Consider the following 19,596-nt stretch of genomic DNA (forward strand, 5'->3'; position numbering starts at 1 on the left):
CTAGACTACTCTGACTATAACGTGGTTTAAATTGCCTAGAAAACGGGGAGATCTACATAATCGAGTCGAAAAAATAGAAGCTCTTTTGCGAAGCATAACTAGTTATGATGATAGTTTGACTCCTCTCATCATCTTTCTCGTCGAGTTAGGATTGACAGCTCCTATCAAACTCGTGGATGTATTCAAACGAATGAAGAAGGCCTACCGGGATCTTATAGATATCGGAATAAGGGACGACATTACAAAGAGTATGATTAGCATAATAGCTAGCAAAGGAGAGTTAAATGTAAGTGAACTTGAGAGAGAGGTAAGAAGACTTAGAGGAACTGCTTCTCGGAGGATTATTTATGAAAGGCTCAAGACCCTAGAGAGTGCAGGCATTGTAATATCTGTTAAAAGAGGTAACAGGAGGTATGTTAAACTATCGGAAAAATACGGTTAATAGTAGTAGTTCAACAGTATGGTCTTTACTAGAGTCTGCTGGTTTAGTTATTATTCTGCTATTCGACCTAGGCTTAGCATTCCTTACTCTTAAAGCTAGGATAAAACTATGGAAATGGCTCAGTGTATGGAGATTTAGGAGAACCCTTAGGAAAGCAAAGCTACCGAGGGATCTAGAACAATACCTCGTGGATAGGTATACTGTATTCTTAGAAGAAAACCTATCTCTCGAGCGTCTTATCAATGTAGAATCAATAGGTAAATGGTTTGGTTATACAAAGATTTCTCGTAGTATTAAAATTCATTAGGATCATTACTCTAATCTACGATATCTAATTAGGGGCGTGGTTTTTGAGCAGCGAGATGGCTGTTAACGTGATTAACTTACATAAAGTTTATCCTAGCGGGGTATATGCAGTTGATGGTCTCTCATTTAATATAGAGAGGAGTGAAATCTACGCGTTGATAGGCCCTAATGGTGCCGGGAAAACTACTACTCTACGTATTGTAGCTACCCTCATCAAGCCGTCGAGAGGAAAAGTTGAAGTATTCGGGTTTAATGTATTAGACAAGCCTAATGAAGTTAGAATGATGATATCGTATCTACCTGAGGAAGCTGGTGCTTACAGGAATCTAAAAGGTATTGAATACCTGAAATTCATGGCTGGCTTCTATAGTCGAGGGCATAGGAGCCCAGAAGACATCGCTAGTGAAGCGGCCGAGATTAGTGGCTTGGAAGACAGATTACTCGACAAGGTTAAAACCTATAGTAAAGGTATGAAGAGGAGGCTTCAGATAGCTAGAACGCTTGCTCCTCATCCTAAGTTAGCTATATTGGATGAGCCTACAAGCGGTCTAGATGTTGTAGCTAGTATGGAGATAAGAGATACTATTAAGAGATACCGTGAGAAATTTGGGATAACGATCCTCCTAAGCAGCCATAATATGCTTGAAGTAGAATATCTTAGTGACAGGGTAGGGATTATTTACAAAGGAAGGCTCCTGGCAGAAGGCCCTCCTAGAGAGATACTCGAAAAAACAGGAACACGTAACCTAGAGGAAGCTTTCAGATTTTTGATCAAAGAGGAGGATGCCTAATGATAGGGCCTTTAGTTAAAAAAGAGATTCTTGACCTACTAAGAGATCCGCGGATAATCCTAGGAATGATAATCCTTCCATTGATAATGTTTGGCGTCCTAGGAGAAGTGATGAGTTATGGGACGCAGCAAGCGATATATGTTGCTCAACCTACTAATATGAGAATAGCCGTCATCGATCAGGATCACTCCAACTATTCACGAGACCTTATCTCATACTTAAAGAGTATGACTAGAGAAACCATTCCACTGGAAAATATACCACAGGATCCGGGTGCATTTGCTGAAATGAACGGTTACACAGGAGTAGTAGTAATATCGAAAGGCTTTGGATTCAACTTGACTAGGGGGTTACCAGGTAAAGTGCAAGTCTTCACATACATGAGAGAAGTAAGTATTGCTGAGGCAAGTAGAATTACTTCACTTGTAGGCCTTGTTAACGGCTATGGGGGAATTGTTAAAAGCAAGTTTGCTTCTAAAGTCAGCGTATCTACCGCATTCATTAACAATCCCCTATGGGTAACTGGAATAGTAACTATGGGAGGTAAACTCTATAGCTCTTCCCAAGTAAATGCCTTGACAGGCCTCCTATTCTCTGTAGTATTTGCCCCCCTTATAGTTGTGGGATATGCTAGTCAGATTGCAGCAACCACAATGGGGGTGGAAAAAGAGGAACATACTCTTGAAGTTTTGCTTAGCCTCCCATTGAATAGGAAAAGTATCGTTGTCGCGAAACTTTCCGGTAGCATTGTTATTTCAATACTTGCCACACTAGGGTTATCCGCAGGATTATACATATACATTGATAGTATAGGTGGATTATCAGGTGCCGGAGGAATGCCGTTAGATCTGCTGAAAAACGTTCTAACACCATACAGTCTCCTAGCCATCACCATTGCATTGATCATAGGGGTTATACTGGCTACCTCCCTTTCGATGCTACTAGGCATATTCGGAAAAGACGTTAGAAGCAGTCAATCCATGGCTGGCATTATATGGACACTAGTATTTGTTGTCGGTTACGGGCTTGCTATGATTCAATTCTCAACACTTAGTAATTCGATGAGATACGTAATTGCCGCTACTCCACTTGCTGCACCTGTTCTAGCGCTAAAGCTCTCAATGACGGGAATAAACGAGTTTGTATGGATAAGCATATTATTCCATGTTATTGAAACAGTTTTAGTGCTATACGTACTTGCAAAGTTCATTAGCAGCGAGTTATTAATCACAGGGCTTGGGCTATTGGACAGACTTAAGAAAAGGAGGCCTACAATCATAAGTAGAAAACAAAACACATAACATGCCGAGGGAACACTGAAAGGAGGCGACTTGAATTCCGATTTGTTAAGCTAATAACTGTAATATTGATCTCAGGGTTGGTTTTGACAGGTATATTGGTGGTGATCCACGATTTTTTCTCTTGGACTTTATGGAAGACAAGTATTGAAGAGGAAATAGATGGCCTTGGTGGATGGGTAAGAATAATATCATGGAATCCTAATGGAGATGAAATTGCAGTAGGTTTAGGCGGATTCAATTTAACGGATAAGAGAGGGGCAGTTCTAGTATACGATTCTAAGGGGGATATGCTGTGGAGTTACAAAACGAGTTCTCCCATTGTGAATTTAGAGTGGGTTTCTAACGGAAAGAACCTTTTCGCGGCAACTAAGACTGGTGAAGTATATCTATTCAATCCTGTGAAGGGGAAAATCATATGGAATACGAACTTGCATGCCTATATATTTGATGCATCATGGAATCCTAGTAAAAAAGCAATTGCCGTAGCTACAGGTATACCAGCTTCTGGAGTGTACTTGTTTGACATAAATGGCTCTCTAAGATGGAGCAAGCCTTCATCTATGGAAGCCTATGATGTGGAATGGAGTAGCAATGGGGAGTTATTGGCTGTTTGTTACACTATGAACATACCCACTACATCCGGGAAACTGGTTATTTATCAGTTCAATGGTAAACAAGTCTATAGCTATAACACCTCAAGCGAGTTCTGGAAATCTAGTTTTTCGCCTTCGATGAATTATCTTGTAATTGTATATGGATTTCCCTATCATAGTGTAGTAACGTACAAGTTTAATGGTTCACTAGTTAAACCAGCCTCAAAAGCCTATCTAGGCGGTAGTGTTTGGAGTATATTCTGGCGGGCCAGTAAACTCATGTTAGCTGTAGGATTCCCTGGTAATCGTTTTGTGATAACTTCTCCTACTGATCTCAAAAATGGGATAACTCTAGGTGTTCTGAAAGGAGATTTAACGGCGAGTGCACCTAACCCGGAGGGTAACATAGTGGCAATTTCGACGGAATGGTTTGAACATTATACAAAGAGCCACGGATCACTCTATGTTTATGATTCTAATGGACAGTTACTATGGAGTACGAACCGGCTTAATGGCGGAGGATATGCTCTAGACTGGAGTCCTAATGGAAAAGAACTTATTGTCGGGACGAAATTGGGCACACTATACCTCTTAGACACGAACCATTTCCGGTATGGAGCTTATTTAGACGGGTTATCTTTGCTTGTAGGAATATTACTATTTATGGTGATTGTGATTTTAGTCAACATCCATTTCCCTAGACTACTCAAGTTCTTCTAGCCTTTCAACCTAAGAGTTTTTACTTTAACAAGTAAATTCCTATTCAACACTTAGAGATCTAAGAGGGTGCTATGCATTGAAAGAAGCCTTGATAGATCAGGACTTGCAGGCTTATGCCGGTTTACTCGCGTCTAGCATGATCGCTAGGAAATACGGGTTTAAACCCCTAGGTTGCAGTGTTTCTGATAGAGGTGTAGCATGCGATTTTGATAGTGAAGGAGTTTACCCCAGTATAACGGATATTCAAAACATTATAGCAGTTCTCGAAGGAGGCAATAATGTTTCATGTGAGATGAGGAAAGATGATTATTTATTGACTCTTGGAAGACCCAAAGTCTGCGTCTACCGAGAGATAGAGATCCCCCTTGAAGGAGAATTGAATCCGCGTCCTGCTGCGATGGTCTACATACACGTCACCAATGTATCATCTCACAACCCAGAACCCAACACTAGATTACTGCGCATTAATATGGTTGCATTTGATTCAAAGGAGGAACTCGATGAATACTTGGAATGGCTTGAAGAGGCAGAGAAAAGAGACCACAGAATTCTCGGGAGAAAACTAGACCTCTTCAGTTTCCATGAAGAAGCTGGCGCTGGGCTAGTTCTCTACCATCCCAAGGGCCAGATAATAAGAGAGGAACTAATTAAACTTGCTAAAGAGGTAAACGATAGCCTAGGATACAAAGAAGTATACACACCGCATGTATTCAGGAGTCTTCTATGGAGGATAAGTGGCCATCTAAGCCACTATAAGGATAAAATGATATTAGCTAACATTGAGGGAGACGAATACGGGGTTAAACCTATGAACTGCCCCGGTCATATACTAATTTACAAATCATTACCACGAAGCTACCGGGATTTGCCGTTGAAACTTTCTGAATTCGGCACAGTTTATCGTTGGGAGAAAAGAGGAGAACTCTATGGCCTACTTAGAGTCAGAGGCTTCACTCAAGACGACGGCCATGCGTTCCTAAGAGAAGACCAAGTAAAAGACGAAGTTAAAGCAATTCTAAGGAAACTCATATGGATGCTTTCACTATTCGGATTTAAAGGCGAAGACGTAAAAGTCAGTCTATCAACAAGGCCGGAAGAATTTATAGGGACTATAGAAGCTTGGGATAAAGCGACTGAAGCATTGAAACTTGCCTTAGAAGAGCTCGGATTGAACTATGAGGTTAAAGAAGGAGAAGGTGCTTTTTATGGACCTAAAGTTGACGTTGACTTTAGAGATAGTCTTGGGAGATGGTGGCAATGCGGGACTATTCAAGTAGACTTCAACTTACCTGAACGATTTAACATGGTATATACTGATGAGAAAGGACGAGGAAAAAAGCCTGTCATGGTTCATAGAGCTTTATTGGGAAGTGTGGAAAGGTTTATGGCTATAATAATCGAGAACTTCTCAGGCCGCCTCCCCACATGGTTGAGCCCTGTACAGGTGGCAATCATTCCTGTAAGCAAGAGCCTAGAAGATAATTCCATAGAACTTGCTAGGAAGTTTAAGGATAAGGGCATTAGAGTGAAAATACTCTCTGGAAGCAGTAGCTTAGGTAAGAGAGTGAGAGAAGCCTACAGCCAGGCTATTCCCTATATTATCGTCATAGGCAAGAAAGAAGCTGATGCTGGAGTGATAACCGTTAGAGCAAGAGAGAATAGGGAAGTTAGAATGGTTAACCCCGAACAGTTCCTAGATCTGTTGTTGGAGGAAATTAAAAATAGGAAACTCTATCAGTTTGCCATAGAATCACTACTAGGCTCACAATAATATTTCTTCAACCTCAACTTCAGTGTATAGTATAATGACAGTGCAAAAATCCATATTAATCCTATTCCAATACACATTACCTGCCAATCATGACTATTTACAGTCAATTCCCAGCTCATTCCTCCACGAGTTCTCTGAAACCTAGAATCATCGCGAAACCTGCAACCCATCCTGTAAGTATTAGTAGATCCATTCTAACCTGTAGCGGATTTGAATGCGATATGATCTGTGATTTATACTCCAGAGTCTCATTTATACTAGGTATATCAACCCTTAAGTGAGAATACACCGGTACTAAAGTGTTCTTATCATAGTATTGGTCAATAGTAACCATCATCTGACCGTATCTAGGGTGAACTAATACTGCAGTACCTGAAGCCATATGATAATAGACGCCTGGCCATATTCCACCATTCGTTTGTACAGGCGTCTCTTCACCCTTTACTAAAATGCCTCCAAGTATAAAGTTCGGAACCACCGTAGCATTTGAGTATGAATTGGGCAAGGGGTGAACCGCCATTACTACAAACGAGGGAGGCACATTAGTCCCTTCTTCCCATATAACCATTCGACCTGTAGACCAGTCGAATGCCGTTATCCCCAAGTATAACGAAGGATTATTACATGCAATGCTATTCGTAGGTTTCACGTCAACTTTCAACGTCCCATTGCTAGAGAATACACCAACATTAGAGTAGTCTAGCTTATAGATTAGCTCCGAAGCCTTCAGCGGGTAAGCGTATTTTTGGCCGCAAATGTTAGTGTAATTGCCTTCTATATTTGTATAGTAATTATACTCCTCTATGAAGACATAACTTGCTATTATTGCTATAATGAATAGCAGAATGGCGAAACCATACTTCAAGTTTCGTACACCACTGAAATAGGTTGATTGTTTTTTAACAATTTAAATAAACACTATGAAATATCGTTAGGATGACAAATGCTCCAATAATCCTTTAGCTATTACCAGCATGATTTTCTCCATAAGAGGATCATATCTCATAGAGTACTCCCACGCTCTTCCAACACTGTCTGATTCTACTATCATGTCTGCAAGAACACGCTCAGGTCTACTTGCACCAGAGTCAACAGCCTTTTGAGCTGTTTTTATCCATTCGTCAAGTTGGTTCCTCGCAGTTGAGAATACTTCACCCGCATCATGTACACCGAAGTGAGGCATTGCTACAACTTGAGGCTCCAGGTTTAATTGTTTCTCCAAACTCTCAAGATAGAGATTAAGTTTTAACGGGTAGGTTAGAGCGGGTATATATACGTAGGTGTTCCCCAAAGGCATGAACATCCCAATGCTACTACCAGGGAATAATATAGCTAGATCCTCCGCAAATAGGCTCATGTGATGGCTCGCATGTCCTGGTGTATATATGACTTTTAATATATCAACTATTTTCTCTCCATCATTTGCTGTAATTATCGAGTTTTTCGGGATTCCTGAAGGTATCCCGAATACATGAGCGAGCCATCCTAGAACTTCACTTGATTGACTCCATAGTTTCGAGGGATTTGCTAAGTGAGGAGCCCCTTTGGGGTGGACGATAAACTTTACATCATTCCACTCCGTGTACAGGCTGCTAACCGCTCCGGCATGATCCAAATGTATATGCGTGAGAAAAACTTTACTAGGTTTAACGCCATAACTCGTCAACCCGGATAATAACGTCTTGCCTGTCGACTCTGGACCAGCATCTATAAGTATCCATCCTTCATCCGTCTTTAATGCATATACCATTAGGCTACTTTTAAGCCCTATAGGATCGAGGGGGATTTGAATAAAAATATCAGTATCTAGATATACCATAGTGGACACCACTTTAGTATTTAGCACTCATAAGGATTAAATGTTAGACGACTTACCAGCCGGGAATAACTTTATAGTTAATGGGATGGCTAGGGATCCCATGTTGAAGAAAAGAATAAGTATCTTGGCAGCAGTTGTTAGAAATATTACAACTAGGATAATATTTAACTTTCAACTAACCAGAACACAAATCGGTTATGCATGTATGCGAGCCTCTTCGTTTCGGGAGGTGCCACTATCTAATAAAGGAAGGAGCTTGCTCTATGCTAACATACTGATGGTAGTTCTCTTAGTAGTTATCCCGATAGCATGCCTGCCTTATATGCCCGCAACGGTTCCGTCTCATTGGAATGCAAGCGGACAGGTGACTAATTATTCATCTAGTTTTTCGACGGTTATGATTCTAGCAGTAGTAATGCCATTAGCAAATATAATAATAGTTCTAATAACTGCCTTTAGATGGAAGATAATTAACAAATATCCTTATCTTATAAATTTGCCTGCAATCACTCTTGTAATTTCCACAGGAAACATGGATCAATATGAAAAGAGTAGAATTATAAACAGGATATTCGAGGTCACGCTTCTCCTAGGGTTAGTAATAGGCGTCTATCTCCTTGGACTAGATGCTATAATACTTGATTCAATGATTACAGGCCATTCAAACGGCACGCTAGTATTACTATACTCTATTATAGGAGCAATTGTATTGATAGTTCCCGTAATACTATTGTACAGGAAGATATACAGAGAAGAAATTCTACCAAAAATTAAGCTGTCATATTAGCTTTAGAACCCTTGTTGTAAGTGGGGCCCGGGCCGGGGTTCGAACCCGGGACCTCCGGGTCCACAGCCCGGCGCTCTGCCAGGCTGAGCTACCCGGGCCATTCATTTTACAGGCCGGGTAGCTTGATTCCAGGTTCTCACTCATAGAACCCTTAAACTTGAGGGCTCTCATACCGGGCCCCAGCCTGATCTTAATTGTTTCGATTCGGGCGTATTTATAGTTATAACATAGTCAAATACAGTTTATCTATATAGTGGTGAATCTCTATTGCAGCTGGAAAGCATCATAGTTGCAGATGTAACTCCTATAGGAGAAGGATACATCTCTGCTTTCATTCTTCTAGGAGAAGATAAAACTGCTATAGTTGATCCCGGATCTATTAATGGTTATGAAAAGCTGAAGAATAAATTAGAGAGCCTAGAAGTTAGACCCGACTATATCATACCTACTCATGTCCACATAGACCATGGAGGAGCAAGCTGTAAGCTTGCCAGAGACTATCCTAGAGCAAAGATACTCGTTCATCCTAGAGGCGTGAAACATCTTATAGATCCTAGTAAGCTGTGGAACGCAAGTAAAACTGTTCTAGGATCTGTAGCCGATGTTTACGGGCAACCTCTTCCATGTGAGGAAAGTATGGTATTCGAGACGAAAGATAGGGGAAAACTTGATTTAGGGGGTCTAACGATTCAATTCATCCACACTCCAGGCCATGCAAGCCACCACCAGAGTATTTGGATCCCGGAAACAAGTATAATGCTTTCCGGCGACTCTGCAGGGGCTATACTTGCCACGGACAATGGGGAAGTGTTTATACCCACAACACCTCCCCCGTTCAAACCAGATTATTACATATCTAGCGTTGAGAAAATGATAGGGTTCACACCACAGTATATAGGGCCAACGCACTATGGTATCTATGGAGAAGCATTAAAATACCTCGAAGAACATTTGAAGCAGATTAAACTATGGGTTAACATCGCATTAGATGTTGCCAGGAGCGGTCATACTAGTCCTGAACAGTTCCTAGAGAGAATAAAGGATACTGACGATAATGCAATATTCTTCCTGGAGAACGAGAATCCGATAGTACAGGGCAGCTTTATATACACTACAGCAGTGGGACTAATGGATTATGCTGTAAAAACAATTAAGTCTAGTCAGGCTTGATAAGAGTCCCTATCCTTTCTCCTCTTATATGTTTTATAAGATTAATTGGATGAGATCCGTCTAAAACAACTACCTGTATCTTTGACCTTTCAATTATGTCAAGTGAAAGTCCATCAAAGAGTTCATAAGTCCCAGCATTTGCACTTTTTCTACTTAATATTTTCTTCAATTCTGAAACAGTTAGCTCGTCGAGTTTGACTGCATTCGGATTTCTCTTAGGATCATCAGTATAAACACCATCTACATTGGTCATATTGTATAGTGTACTAGCTGTTATTGCCTCAGCAATAAGTGCTGATACAGCATTCGTGGATTGCCCCGGTTGGAATCCTCCTGCCACAACCATTCTACCTGTGGCCCAGTATTCAAGGAACTCTTCAATACTTCCTGGTATTTCAGGATATGCCGATTCTCCTAGTAGAAGCGTTAGTGCATATGCATTCAACCTTGAAGCCCTTATACCTAATAGATCCAAGTGCCCTTCATTGACTCCTAGTTCTCTTAGTGGCTTAATGTAATCCCTAGCCGTTTTACCTCCTCCCACCACTACAGCTATTCTGTTTTCCCTGCTTTGTATTTCCTTTAAAACGCTGGCCAGTTCCTCAGCGTAGGCTGAATTTATTGGTGTAAAATATTTTCCGCTGATTTTCACAACTATCTTCAACTTCACCCCTCCTTTCTTCCTATACTATGGGAACATTTCTCCCATATAATGTCTAACTGGGATTTCATTTCTTTGGCAAGATCCTCCCCTGGAATCCTGAGGCCATAAACATCGTCTCCTACAACAAAACCTACCAGAACAGCCTTATCAGACACCATCATATCTATATGAACACACACAGTCTCCCTAACCTCTATTCCCATATTATATATAAGGTCCAAATCCTCCTGTGAAACATCAGCCCCCTCTTTTACTAATATCTTAATCTCTTTATATGGGAGAAGGTCAGCTAGGCTGGATACAATGCTTCTCGCAAGCTCTCTAGCACGTTTGACGGCTTTAAAAGCCGTAAAATATATGAAGCGCGACTCGGTAGCTATCTCGACAGCAACACTGACCAAACTATATATTCCACGCAGATGAGTTAGCCCCAGTTCCGCTTGTCTTGTTTCAACTATCTTCTCGATACCTCTTATGACGTCGTTGACTAGATTTGCTTGTTTTCTGGCATCCTCCTCTATTTTAGCTAAAACCGAAGCGGCTACAGCCCGAGGAGGCAACGGCCTATACCATCCCTCAGGTTCCTGTACAACAAATCCCTTAACCTCAAGCATCCTTATTACATCATATATTCTTGGTAGCGGTACACCACTCTTTATACTAGCGTCTCTAGGTGTTGTAGCTCCCTCTAAGAGGGCTAAATACAATTTTGCCTCATACGTAGTTAAACTCATTGCCTTCTTTAGCTGGTCTACAAGCCTCTCCAGCTCGTCAACTCCTGATATAACTTGTCACCCATAACTACCATAATAATTAGTCCTCAACAGTTACATAATAATTCTTACAAAATCACTCTCCGCGTTTCAGATAAGGTGGAAGCATAGATTCATCTACAACACCTGACGGAGAGAGCCTAGCTTTAATAGATTTCTCACAATTTGACTGAACAGCATATGAAAGATATACACCCCTAGGTCGATCCAGGCTAATATAAGGAGATTCCAATGCACTGAAAGCCTTATCCAGCTTACCCAAGGCTAAATAAGCCCAGAATCTGAGGAGAGCATCATCCTTTATCCTAACATCGCGAACACCAACACAATTAGTATTCACATAGAAATAGTGCACTGGAGGAAGTCTTGCAATGTACACTGGAATTTCGGCGCCATAATAAACTAGTATCATAGAACCCCAGTTTGCTGCAAATGAAATAGCGGTCTGTACTTCGAGGAAGTCCTGTAAATCGGCTTCTTCCCCTGGTAACTCTAGGTCTTCCTCTAGCTCAAGCAGGCCTACAATAGCTAGTTCTCTAGCCCTCTTGTATACGATTAATAGTTTACTTTTATTCAATGACTGTACCCCGCCGCTATAATTGAGCTTACTTCTCAATTGGTTTTATTGGCATATACGAGAATAAATAACCGATTGAGGTGTGGAATAATTGAACACCAGTCTACCGGAGATGATTTCTAGTATAAAGGAGAAGCTGGATACGCTTGATAGTATTAGAAATGAAGCTTTGAAAATTAGTAGAGACGTTATACGGCTTAGCGGATGGAGCATAACCAAGTTACACGAAGGAGACATTGATGACGCATCCAAGCATTTAGAGGAATGCGGGAACACTAGTCGGAAATTGCTTGATATGACTAAACCCTATCCAGTACTTTACTATAGTGGTTTTGTAAATAATGCTATTTCAGAATATGTAGAGGCTGAGGTTTTCTACAATATTATCACGGTAAACTATATACCAACGCCTTCCGAGCTTAGTGTACCAATAGTTCCTTATCTTCAAGGATTAGCAGATACTGTTGGTGAGCTCAAGAGAATGGTTTTGGATTATCTTGGAAAGAATAAGTTGGATGATGCTGAAAAATTGTTTGGTTGGATGTATACTATTTATAGCGAGCTTAGGGGCTTGGATTATCCTGATTCACTGGTTCCTGGCCTTAAGAGAAAGGTGGATGTTGCCAGGAGACTCGTAGATGATACTAAGGCTTTTCTCGTAGATTTGAGATCACGATATGAGCTTATAAACTTGATGGATAGAATAGAGGGGCTCAGTGATGCGAGGCGTCATCAAGGCTAGAAGGCTCTGATGTTCAGGGGTTCCACCTCAACGCCCCTCCATGTAAATATAGTTAACACAAATTGTTTATAGATTCCCCTATTCAATAAATGCTAGGAAAGGGGTTTGATTTGACTTCAAGACCTGGAGAACGAATCTGTAGTATATCCAATACTGTAGTTGAAGCAGTATATACTGTGCTTCCTCGACATGCTAATCCGATAAACCTACTTCACGGCGGAGTGGCATTAGAATGGCTAGTGGCAACCTCTAATCTAGCTGCATCAAGAGTTGCACGCGGACCCGTTGTACTGGCTAGTCTGGATCACGTATTCTTTGTATCTCCCGTCAAAATAGGGGAAAACAGCGTTATAACTAGTTGGGTTGAACTAGTAGGCGAAACTAGTCTTTCATTAACCACTCTAATGGAGGCTGAGAACCCTATTACAGGTGAAAGAAGAATTACAACACTAGCCCATCTAACAATGGTAGCTGTTGGTAGGGATCTTAAGCCTAAAAAGGTTCAAGCAATAGTTAAGCCTACGGATAGTATAGAGGAAATGCTTTTCCTTGACGCCATGAGGCGGAGAAGCGTAAGTAACAGATGTAAGACTAAAAGAAGAGATATCGTACTTGATATAAGTAAACCTAGACCACTTGTTCCCCGAATGGCTCTTAGAAGCTATAGATTCGCATACCCGGAAGACACTGTTATGCTTGAAGTGGTAGACGCTAGCAAGCTATTGTACATTATGGATGAACTTGCCGGAATCACAGGATTACGGTACGTTCACGATCCTGTGGTTACAGCTTCAGTAGACTATACTTGCTTCTATTCACCCATATGGGTGGCGGAAACTATCCAATTCTACTCTGCATTAACATTTGTCGGGAAAAGAAGTGTGGAAGTAACTATCAAGGTAGTTACGCGCAACGAGATGACGGAAGAAGAAAGGCATATAACAACAGCATATTTCACCTTAGTTCATGTGGGATCGGATGGGAAGGCCAAACCTGTCCCCCAGTACAAGCCTAAAACTCCTGGAGAGTTTGAACTGATCTCTGAAGGTGAGGCTAGGAGGAGACAACGGATGAAGCTTCTTTCCAGCTTCACGGATAGGTTTGGTGACTATCAGAGGATGGCTGAGTGGCTTAGAAAACATAAAGGATGATTATACTAGCTCTAAAGCTAGTGCCGCGGCTCCACCTAGTCCATGGCATATACTGGCAACTCCCTTTTTGCCCCCATGTTTCTCTAATACATTTATCAGTTCAATGCTGATTCTAGCACCACTCATTCCTAGCGGGTGTCCTATTGCAATAGCTCCGCCATGGAGATTGAGCTTCTCGTAAGGAATTCCTAGAAGATGATGAACTAGCCAGCTAGAGACTGCGAATGCCTCATTATTCTCCCAGTAGTCTATATCGTTAATGCTCATGCCAAGTTTGCTTAACAATTTCTTCACCGCATAGATAGGAGCCTCAGGAAATCTCCAAGTCTCCAGTCCAGTATAAGTGTATCCTAATATATGAGCCTTAGGCTTATGTCCTAATTCCTTCATTTTATCCTCACTCATAAGTAAAAGAACAGCGGCTCCGTCACTGAGTTGACTACTGCTCCCTGCTGTGTGAAGTCCGTCTGGAAAGAAAGCTGGCGGGAGTCTCCCAAGTTTCTCTACACTAGTATCTCTCCTTATCCCTTCATCAGAGTTGAGTAACACTTGACCGTTCTTCTCATATGGAATTACATAGTCCTTCATATACCCTTTATCCCAAGCTTCAGCTGCTCTTCTGAAACTTTCATATGCTATCCAGTCTAATTCTTCCCTAGCTGCACTATGTTTCTTCGCCACAAGATCCGCTTCCTCACCCATAATTCTGTTTTCAATAACATCGAACAAGCCGTCATTAACCATTGCGTCTACAAGTTCTGCTTTCCTGCCTATTAGATGGCGAATGCCCCATCTAGCAGTACTCGGGAGCATTATTGGTGCATAACTCATTGACTCTACTCCACCCGCTATAATTACATCCGCATCTCCATTTCTAATTATTTGACGTGCAGTAACTAATGCCGCCATACCACTTGCACATACCATGTCAACAGTCATTCCATCTATTTCCGGAGGAAATCCTGCTCTTAACACGACCTGTCTAGCTGTGTCCATGCTTGTGCCTGCCCTTATGACGTGGCCCATAATTATAAAATCAATATCATTCGGAGAAATCCCAGCTCGTTCTACAAGACGCTTTGCTGCAAAAGAGGCGAGTTCTGCTGGATGCTCGTTTCTGAGGCTTTTACCAAATCTTCCTACAGGAGTTCTAACCATGTCTATTATATATGATTGGGGCATGATTATTCACCATATGATACGCATTGTGAAGCATGCCTGTTATGAATATGCTTAAGATTGAATATTAACATTCTTTGTCTACATATAATCAGGCATTTGTCTAAGATCAAATAGCACTTACAACTGCACGTCTTAGGAGGGATTTTAGTTTCTCTAACGTAACCTCTTCCTTAATCCTTGCCATTGCTATATTTCCATGTCCTCCCTTATCTACAATAACTCCCTGAACGTCGAGATAATCTATTACTCTTTGAGCAAGGCCTCTTCCCGCTCTAATAATTAATAGACTATAACCCTCGGAAGTTGAAACTAAAAGTGCCACAGGACTATGGAGAATTCCATATATCTTAGAAGCCAGAGCAGTTGCCCCTCTCTTTCTCCACTTCTTTCTCGCATCAATGAATTTTATGTAACCTAAGCTTTGGGCAGTCATAGCTAGTTCTCTAGAAACCTCCTTTAATTCACGATCCCTTTCATCAGCTATAATCTGGGACAGATCCTTTACTTCGACTTTAGTATTAGATTTTATCGTTTTCGGCTTAAATTTAAACTCGTCAAAAGGTAATGGCGAAGCCAGCCAATCGACAAACCGTTGCCATAGCTCTGGGTCGTGTTCTACATTGAGAGTTTTTGATATACTTGCTGCAAGATCAACCATCTTCCGGGAAACCTCCTCTTCCAGATACCTGCTACTATGCTCTAGTATACCGATAGCTTTGGAGAACTCTCTCAGTCTCGGCGTTAATGTTAATCTCAAGCTTCTGAGTATATTATAGAGCAGTATACTAGTAGGTGTCACGCCTGTTATCACCTCTACTTTATATTTATCCTCAAGTTCATCAGTCGATACTATGGTCGATCTATGATGATCAACATAGATTATTCTCGACTCGCTACACTGGGATCGAAAGGATTCTAAAGCACTCTTAACGGTTGATGTGTATGGTATATCAAGGATTACTAGAACAGTTGGACACTCCAGATCTTCTAGAACATTATCAATACTTCTGGGACCTGCAGGTAATGACTGCAACTCACAGTCCCCTTTAACAGGATACGACTTCAGTACCTTTTGGGAATACTTAATTAAGGCTGCTGCAACAGTACCGTCAGCATCCCAGTCCCCTATTGCTATAACTTTACATTCACTCAACTCTTCAACACCTTTCCTATTTACATTCCAACTAATTTGACTCCCGTAACTTCATCTTTTCTTCTCTCTCAAGAGATAACCGCCGAGATACCTAGTTATTAATCCTTCTTTCATGAGCCTATACAACACTCCTCTGACTGTATTATAGTTAACTCCAGAGACTTTAGAGATCTCTGTAACTCTGAGAGGTCTATCAGCCTTTTCAAGAGCACTCAGAACCTTATCTCTCGCTGTAATTCTCTTCCTTGCCAAGGGTATTGACACCATATAAGCCTTCATGTTACGTATAGATTTATGATAGTACACACTTAATTATTTACACTTGGAGGTGATCCTCTTGAGATGCTTTGAAATTCCCAACGGAATTCTCATAGTTACTGAAGGAGATATAACTGAAGTGAATGTGGAGGCTATTGTAAATGCTGCTAACAGTCAGCTATGGATGGGAGGCGGTGTTGCAGGAGCTATTAAAAGAAAAGGAGGAGTTGAAATAGAGGAGGAGGCGGTGAAGAAAGGGCCTGTACCCGTTGGTAAAGCTGTTGCAACGACTGCAGGGAAACTAAAAACAAACTATGTAATTCACGCACCGACTATGGAATATCCTGCTGTGAGAATACCTTTAGAAAACGTAGTCAAAGCTACCAAGGCGGCTTTAGAGGAGGCCGTTCAGTTGGAAGTGGAAAGTATGGCTTTTCCTGCTATGGGGGCTGGTGTAGGTGGTTTAAGTATTGAGAAGGTCTCTGAAGAGATGGGCAGGATTTTATTGGAAACAGATCATCCGAGGACTGTACTATTCATAGCTTATGGGGGAAAAGCCTATGAGGAAATGTTGGCAGGAGTTTCAAAAGTGTTGGGTGAAACTGAGTGCCCGAATGTAAAAATATTCTAGTGGCAATAACAGGTGCTAGCGGAGTTATATATGCAGAACGATTCCTTGAAGTAGCAGTACAAAATAAAATAGAAATAAGCGGTGTTATTGTTACAGATTCCGCGTTAAATGTGGCTAGAATAGAACTGGATAGAGACCTTAGAATTCCACCTGAAATACCTGCGTATCGAGAAAAGGATTTCACTGCTCCCTTTGCCAGTAGTAGCGGTATACCTCAATGTATGGTAATAGTCCCTGCAAGTATGAACACTATCGCGAAAATAGCAACGGGACTTCAAGATGATTTAGTGTCGAGGGCGGCAGACTCTCTCTTAAGACTAGGTAGACGGCTTGTCGCGGTTCCTAGGGAAACACCTCTAGGAATAGTTGAACTGAAAAATATGGTTAAACTAGCGGAGAGGGGAGTTATAGTACTTCCAGCATCACCAGGCTTTTATGCTAAGCCAAGGATTATAGATGATCTAATAGACTTTGTTGTCGGGAAAATTCTCGATGCCCTTGGCATTACAAATAGTCTATATAACCACTGGGGAACTAAAACTCGTCCTCCTTGAATCCGAGTTTACTTAGGAGGCTCTTTGATCTGAAACTGAACTCCTCCCCTTCTAGTTCTTCATCGAACTCTTTATGGGATCTTTGCTTTCTTTCTAATGCCCAGCCACATCTACCGTCTGGAAGCATTTTCTGTAAAGCACAATACGCATATTGACATTGTGCTCCTATACACTTGTCTCCTATCCATCTGCAGTAGGCTTCTTTTATTGGTTGGCCTCTATAGTGTTCAGTAGTTATCAGTAAGGCCTTCTTACTACACCTGAAGTATGGGCATAGAGGACTGCACATATCTCCGTTTGGTTTTGGCATAGGCTTTCTTGGTTTCGAGTATTCTTCCCTGCCACCTCTACTAGGAGGTTTTTTACCATAGCGAGGTTTGCCTGATCCTCTTCTATCCCTTTCGTATCCTTTATCGTATCCTCTTCTTCCTCTTCTATCCCTATTATCTCTATAGGACATCTGAAGACACCACCTTAATAGGAGGTTGGCACAAGGTTTTACCACCAAGAAGAACATGCATTTTGCTGGCCGCTATCACCGTTCCTAATAGAATTTCAAGGCTTGAACCATTTAAATATTATGTAAAAAATATTTTCCCCCGCTACTGTAGAAATAACGTAAGTTTTCTTTACACTATGCCCTAAGCGACCGGCCCTGACGATCCCGATAGGGTCAAAGAATTCGTCATCCTCCTTAATCTCTACAATGTATGGGGCATGGTCTATACCAGGGCCAAACCTGTAAACCGCAAAGGGTGCTCCAAATTTTAGTCCTGACCTCACTATCAGACCTCTGTTTCTTAGATCCCTGTATGCTAGATACAGTATTCTCTCCCTGGGAGCCATCAGGGCAGTAAGTTCATTAGTTTCTATTAGCTTTTTATCGTTAATCGAATATACGTCAAGTATGCCTTTCTCCAAGAGATACATAGTCTCTAGTTTAGAGAGAATTAATGGAGATTGCCAATCACCTTTACCTGGTTTGTCTATGCCTAAGGGTTTTCCGTAGAATCCTTTCGAGTACAGTTTTTTAGCTGCCTCTAAGTCTGTTATTATAACTGAGTTGCCGTGAAGGTAACCCCTTACTTTATTTATACTCATCCCTTACACCTTAAGACTCGGATTAGATAACCGTAAGTCCCCCAGGAGTTTTTGGGTGCCTGCTTTTCTATTGTAAACATAAATAATGCCTAAATGAGAATCAGGCTATAGTCACTTATGTCTTTCAGTAAGTCGATAGAGTTTTCTAGACTCTCTACTAGGCTTTCGAGAAGAAGGAGATTCTTAACGTTTTCAGAGTATCTTTCTATTACCTTGACATATAGTGTTCTGTAGATCGAGTCTGCTTCTTCTTCTTTTATCTTAACATCAGATATTGCATCCCTAACTATTGTTTTATTAACACCTAAACTCCTGAATACCCTTAGGAGACTGCTTGACGTCTCGTTTAGAAGTGATATGAGTTCCATTAGGTTTGACCTAACATCCTCATCAATTTTTTGGTATTTACTTGTATAGAGGAAGAGTCTATACGTGAATCCTTCTATGTATTGTGCAGCTTTAGTGTATAGTATGGATATTTGTGCATAGGCAGATAAATATGAAATCGTTTCCCTCATTCTTGATAGATACCTGAAAAGCCTTTCCCTTCCCCCATCTATCTTTTCCTTTATTCCAAGTATTTCGCGTTCATACATCTTCTTGAGTTTCTCGACTGCTAGAGGGTCATGGTCAGCGTTTAAGGCAGTCTCCACCATTTTCCCTGCAGTTGAAGCCATGTTAGAGAAGTTTATTGCTATATTCGACAATTGCTCTCTAATACTCATTTCTGCTATGGATTCCTCTACAACGTTGTTCTCATTGTACATTTCTGCCTCATCATAGTACTCTTCTTCCATTATGGACACCTACTACTTGGATGTCGCTGAGCGATTTCTAAATGAATCCTATCTAGGATCGTTGCTTAAAAAGTTAAAGCCTATCCTTATCATCGAGTTTGAGTACAGTTACTTTATCTTCCAAGTTTCTCTTGAAGATTCATTAATCTCTTAATGTCACAGTCTATCTCAGATCTGAATGTTTCATCTCCTATTTCTAAGCTCTTTATATTTGATAAGATTTCAACTTCTCTAGGATTCGAAATATTTTTATAATACGAAATCAAAGTCTCTCCATCCTCTCCCTCAACATTTTGTATCATGCTTTCCATCC

At 41.1% G+C, this 19,596-nt stretch carries 24 protein-coding genes and 1 tRNA gene; 12 read left to right on the forward strand and 13 right to left on the reverse strand.

Features of this window, described 5'->3' with window-relative positions; all coding sequences use genetic code 11:
• Positions 1–31 precede the first annotated feature (31 nt).
• The 6 genes from F7B60_00190 (at position 32) to thrS (ending at position 5,924) form a co-directional block, all read left to right on the forward strand.
• Positions 32–442 (forward strand): helix-turn-helix domain-containing protein, encoded by a 411-nt coding sequence (locus F7B60_00190; GenBank protein MCE4613941.1) that lies wholly within the window; start codon positions 32–34, stop codon positions 440–442.
• Positions 414–749 carry a hypothetical protein gene (locus tag F7B60_00195; protein ID MCE4613942.1) on the forward strand — a complete coding sequence of 112 codons (336 nt, stop codon included), beginning with the start codon at positions 414–416 and terminating at the stop codon, positions 747–749. Before F7B60_00190 ends, F7B60_00195 begins: the two co-directional genes overlap by 29 nt.
• Before the next feature lie 43 nt (positions 750–792).
• Entirely contained in the window at positions 793–1,539 is a 747-nt protein-coding gene (locus tag F7B60_00200) for an ABC transporter ATP-binding protein (protein MCE4613943.1), read from the forward strand.
• Positions 1,539–2,840: an ABC transporter permease gene (locus F7B60_00205; GenBank protein MCE4613944.1), complete on the forward strand. Its 1,302-nt coding sequence runs from the start codon at positions 1,539–1,541 to the stop codon at positions 2,838–2,840. The genes F7B60_00200 and F7B60_00205 overlap by 1 nt, the downstream gene beginning before the upstream one ends.
• A gap of 101 nt (positions 2,841–2,941) precedes the next feature.
• Positions 2,942–4,153, forward strand: coding sequence for a WD40 repeat domain-containing protein (locus F7B60_00210; protein ID MCE4613945.1), 1,212 nt, complete (start codon positions 2,942–2,944; stop codon positions 4,151–4,153).
• A gap of 76 nt (positions 4,154–4,229) precedes the next feature.
• Positions 4,230–5,924 carry a threonine--tRNA ligase gene (thrS, locus tag F7B60_00215; GenBank protein MCE4613946.1) on the forward strand — a complete coding sequence of 565 codons (1,695 nt, stop codon included), beginning with the start codon at positions 4,230–4,232 and terminating at the stop codon, positions 5,922–5,924.
• Positions 5,925–6,039: 115 nt separating this feature from the next.
• Here thrS and F7B60_00220 read toward each other — a convergent pair whose 3' ends face one another.
• Together F7B60_00220 and F7B60_00225 are read right to left on the reverse strand one after the other, a co-directional pair.
• A complete protein-coding gene (locus F7B60_00220; GenBank protein MCE4613947.1) occupies positions 6,040–6,789 on the reverse strand; it encodes a hypothetical protein in 750 nt (249 codons plus the stop codon).
• Between the two features lie 66 nt (positions 6,790–6,855).
• Complete coding sequence (locus tag F7B60_00225; GenBank protein ID MCE4613948.1) at positions 6,856–7,743, reverse strand: MBL fold metallo-hydrolase; 888 nt, start codon at positions 7,741–7,743, stop codon at positions 6,856–6,858.
• Between the two features lie 103 nt (positions 7,744–7,846).
• On the opposite strand from F7B60_00225, the gene F7B60_00230 reads away from it, so the two are divergent.
• Complete coding sequence (locus F7B60_00230; GenBank protein ID MCE4613949.1) at positions 7,847–8,530, forward strand: DUF1648 domain-containing protein; 684 nt, start codon at positions 7,847–7,849, stop codon at positions 8,528–8,530.
• Between the two features lie 21 nt (positions 8,531–8,551).
• Here F7B60_00230 and F7B60_00235 read toward each other — a convergent pair.
• Positions 8,552–8,628, reverse strand: a tRNA-His gene (locus F7B60_00235).
• Between the two features lie 169 nt (positions 8,629–8,797).
• Between F7B60_00235 and F7B60_00240 the strand changes: the two genes are divergently transcribed.
• Positions 8,798–9,700, forward strand: coding sequence for an MBL fold metallo-hydrolase (locus F7B60_00240; GenBank protein MCE4613950.1), 903 nt, complete (start codon positions 8,798–8,800; stop codon positions 9,698–9,700).
• Here F7B60_00240 and pyrH read toward each other — a convergent pair.
• From pyrH to F7B60_00255, 3 genes are all read right to left on the reverse strand, one after another.
• A complete protein-coding gene (gene pyrH, locus F7B60_00245) occupies positions 9,687–10,364 on the reverse strand; it encodes a UMP kinase (GenBank protein MCE4613951.1) in 678 nt (225 codons plus the stop codon). The genes F7B60_00240 and pyrH overlap by 14 nt on opposite strands.
• Positions 10,365–10,366: 2 nt before the next feature.
• Positions 10,367–11,098, reverse strand: a complete 732-nt coding sequence (locus F7B60_00250) for a hypothetical protein (protein ID MCE4613952.1) — start codon at positions 11,096–11,098, stop codon at positions 10,367–10,369.
• Between the two features lie 115 nt (positions 11,099–11,213).
• Positions 11,214–11,714 (reverse strand): hypothetical protein, encoded by a 501-nt coding sequence (locus F7B60_00255; protein ID MCE4613953.1) that lies wholly within the window; start codon positions 11,712–11,714, stop codon positions 11,214–11,216.
• Positions 11,715–11,805: 91 nt separating this feature from the next.
• Here F7B60_00255 and F7B60_00260 point away from each other — a divergent pair, with 91 nt between their 5' ends.
• Both F7B60_00260 and F7B60_00265 read left to right on the forward strand, forming a co-directional pair.
• Entirely contained in the window at positions 11,806–12,456 is a 651-nt protein-coding gene (locus F7B60_00260; GenBank protein ID MCE4613954.1) for a haloacid dehalogenase, read from the forward strand.
• A gap of 110 nt (positions 12,457–12,566) precedes the next feature.
• Positions 12,567–13,607: a hypothetical protein gene (locus tag F7B60_00265; GenBank protein MCE4613955.1), complete on the forward strand. Its 1,041-nt coding sequence runs from the start codon at positions 12,567–12,569 to the stop codon at positions 13,605–13,607.
• Here F7B60_00265 and F7B60_00270 read toward each other — a convergent pair whose 3' ends face one another.
• From F7B60_00270 to F7B60_00280, 3 genes are all read right to left on the reverse strand, one after another.
• Positions 13,608–14,789: a thiolase family protein gene (locus F7B60_00270; GenBank protein ID MCE4613956.1), complete on the reverse strand. Its 1,182-nt coding sequence runs from the start codon at positions 14,787–14,789 to the stop codon at positions 13,608–13,610.
• Between the two features lie 106 nt (positions 14,790–14,895).
• Complete coding sequence (locus F7B60_00275) at positions 14,896–15,942, reverse strand: phosphoesterase (protein ID MCE4613957.1); 1,047 nt, start codon at positions 15,940–15,942, stop codon at positions 14,896–14,898.
• Positions 15,943–15,993: 51 nt separating this feature from the next.
• Complete coding sequence (locus F7B60_00280) at positions 15,994–16,194, reverse strand: helix-turn-helix domain-containing protein (GenBank protein ID MCE4613958.1); 201 nt, start codon at positions 16,192–16,194, stop codon at positions 15,994–15,996.
• An 85-nt stretch (positions 16,195–16,279) separates the two neighbouring features.
• On the opposite strand from F7B60_00280, the gene F7B60_00285 reads away from it, so the two are divergent.
• Positions 16,280–16,831 carry a macro domain-containing protein gene (locus F7B60_00285; protein MCE4613959.1) on the forward strand — a complete coding sequence of 184 codons (552 nt, stop codon included), beginning with the start codon at positions 16,280–16,282 and terminating at the stop codon, positions 16,829–16,831.
• On the forward strand, positions 16,807–17,385 hold the full coding sequence (locus F7B60_00290) for a UbiX family flavin prenyltransferase (GenBank protein ID MCE4613960.1): 579 nt from the start codon (positions 16,807–16,809) through the stop codon (positions 17,383–17,385). The genes F7B60_00285 and F7B60_00290 overlap by 25 nt, the downstream gene beginning before the upstream one ends.
• Here the strand turns inward: F7B60_00290 and F7B60_00295 are convergent.
• The 4 genes from F7B60_00295 to F7B60_00310 form a co-directional block, all read right to left on the reverse strand.
• Positions 17,366–17,845, reverse strand: a complete 480-nt coding sequence (locus F7B60_00295; GenBank protein MCE4613961.1) for a hypothetical protein — start codon at positions 17,843–17,845, stop codon at positions 17,366–17,368. The two genes, F7B60_00290 and F7B60_00295, sit on opposite strands and share 20 nt — an antisense overlap.
• Before the next feature lie 95 nt (positions 17,846–17,940).
• Positions 17,941–18,486, reverse strand: a complete 546-nt coding sequence (gene endA, locus F7B60_00300; protein ID MCE4613962.1) for a tRNA-intron lyase — start codon at positions 18,484–18,486, stop codon at positions 17,941–17,943.
• Positions 18,487–18,575: 89 nt separating this feature from the next.
• A complete protein-coding gene (locus F7B60_00305; protein ID MCE4613963.1) occupies positions 18,576–19,283 on the reverse strand; it encodes a DUF47 family protein in 708 nt (235 codons plus the stop codon).
• 113 nt (positions 19,284–19,396) lie between these two features.
• Positions 19,397–19,596, reverse strand: a 200-nt coding sequence (locus F7B60_00310; GenBank protein MCE4613964.1) for a hypothetical protein, incomplete at its 5' end; no start/stop codon positions are given.

This window comes from Candidatus Tiamatella incendiivivens (genome assembly GCA_015522635.1).
GTDB lineage: Archaea > Thermoproteota > Thermoprotei_A > Sulfolobales > Acidilobaceae > Tiamatella > Tiamatella incendiivivens.

What these genes read in the sequence shown, in the direction of transcription:
- F7B60_00195 (MCE4613942.1), top strand. Translation starts at nt 414, where the DNA reads ATGTTAAACTATCGGAAAAATACGGTTAATAGTAGTAGTTCAACAGTA.
- F7B60_00205 (MCE4613944.1), top strand. Translation starts at nt 1,539, where the DNA reads ATGATAGGGCCTTTAGTTAAAAAAGAGATTCTTGACCTACTAAGAGAT.
- F7B60_00225 (MCE4613948.1), bottom strand. Translation starts at nt 7,743, where the DNA reads ATGGTATATCTAGATACTGATATTTTTATTCAAATCCCCCTCGATCCT.
- F7B60_00250 (MCE4613952.1), bottom strand. Translation starts at nt 11,098, where the DNA reads ATGAGTTTAACTACGTATGAGGCAAAATTGTATTTAGCCCTCTTAGAG.
- F7B60_00270 (MCE4613956.1), bottom strand. Translation starts at nt 14,789, where the DNA reads ATGCCCCAATCATATATAATAGACATGGTTAGAACTCCTGTAGGAAGA.
- F7B60_00295 (MCE4613961.1), bottom strand. Translation starts at nt 17,845, where the DNA reads ATGTCCTATAGAGATAATAGGGATAGAAGAGGAAGAAGAGGATACGAT.
- endA (MCE4613962.1), bottom strand. Translation starts at nt 18,486, where the DNA reads ATGAGTATAAATAAAGTAAGGGGTTACCTTCACGGCAACTCAGTTATA.
- F7B60_00305 (MCE4613963.1), bottom strand. Translation starts at nt 19,283, where the DNA reads ATGGAAGAAGAGTACTATGATGAGGCAGAAATGTACAATGAGAACAAC.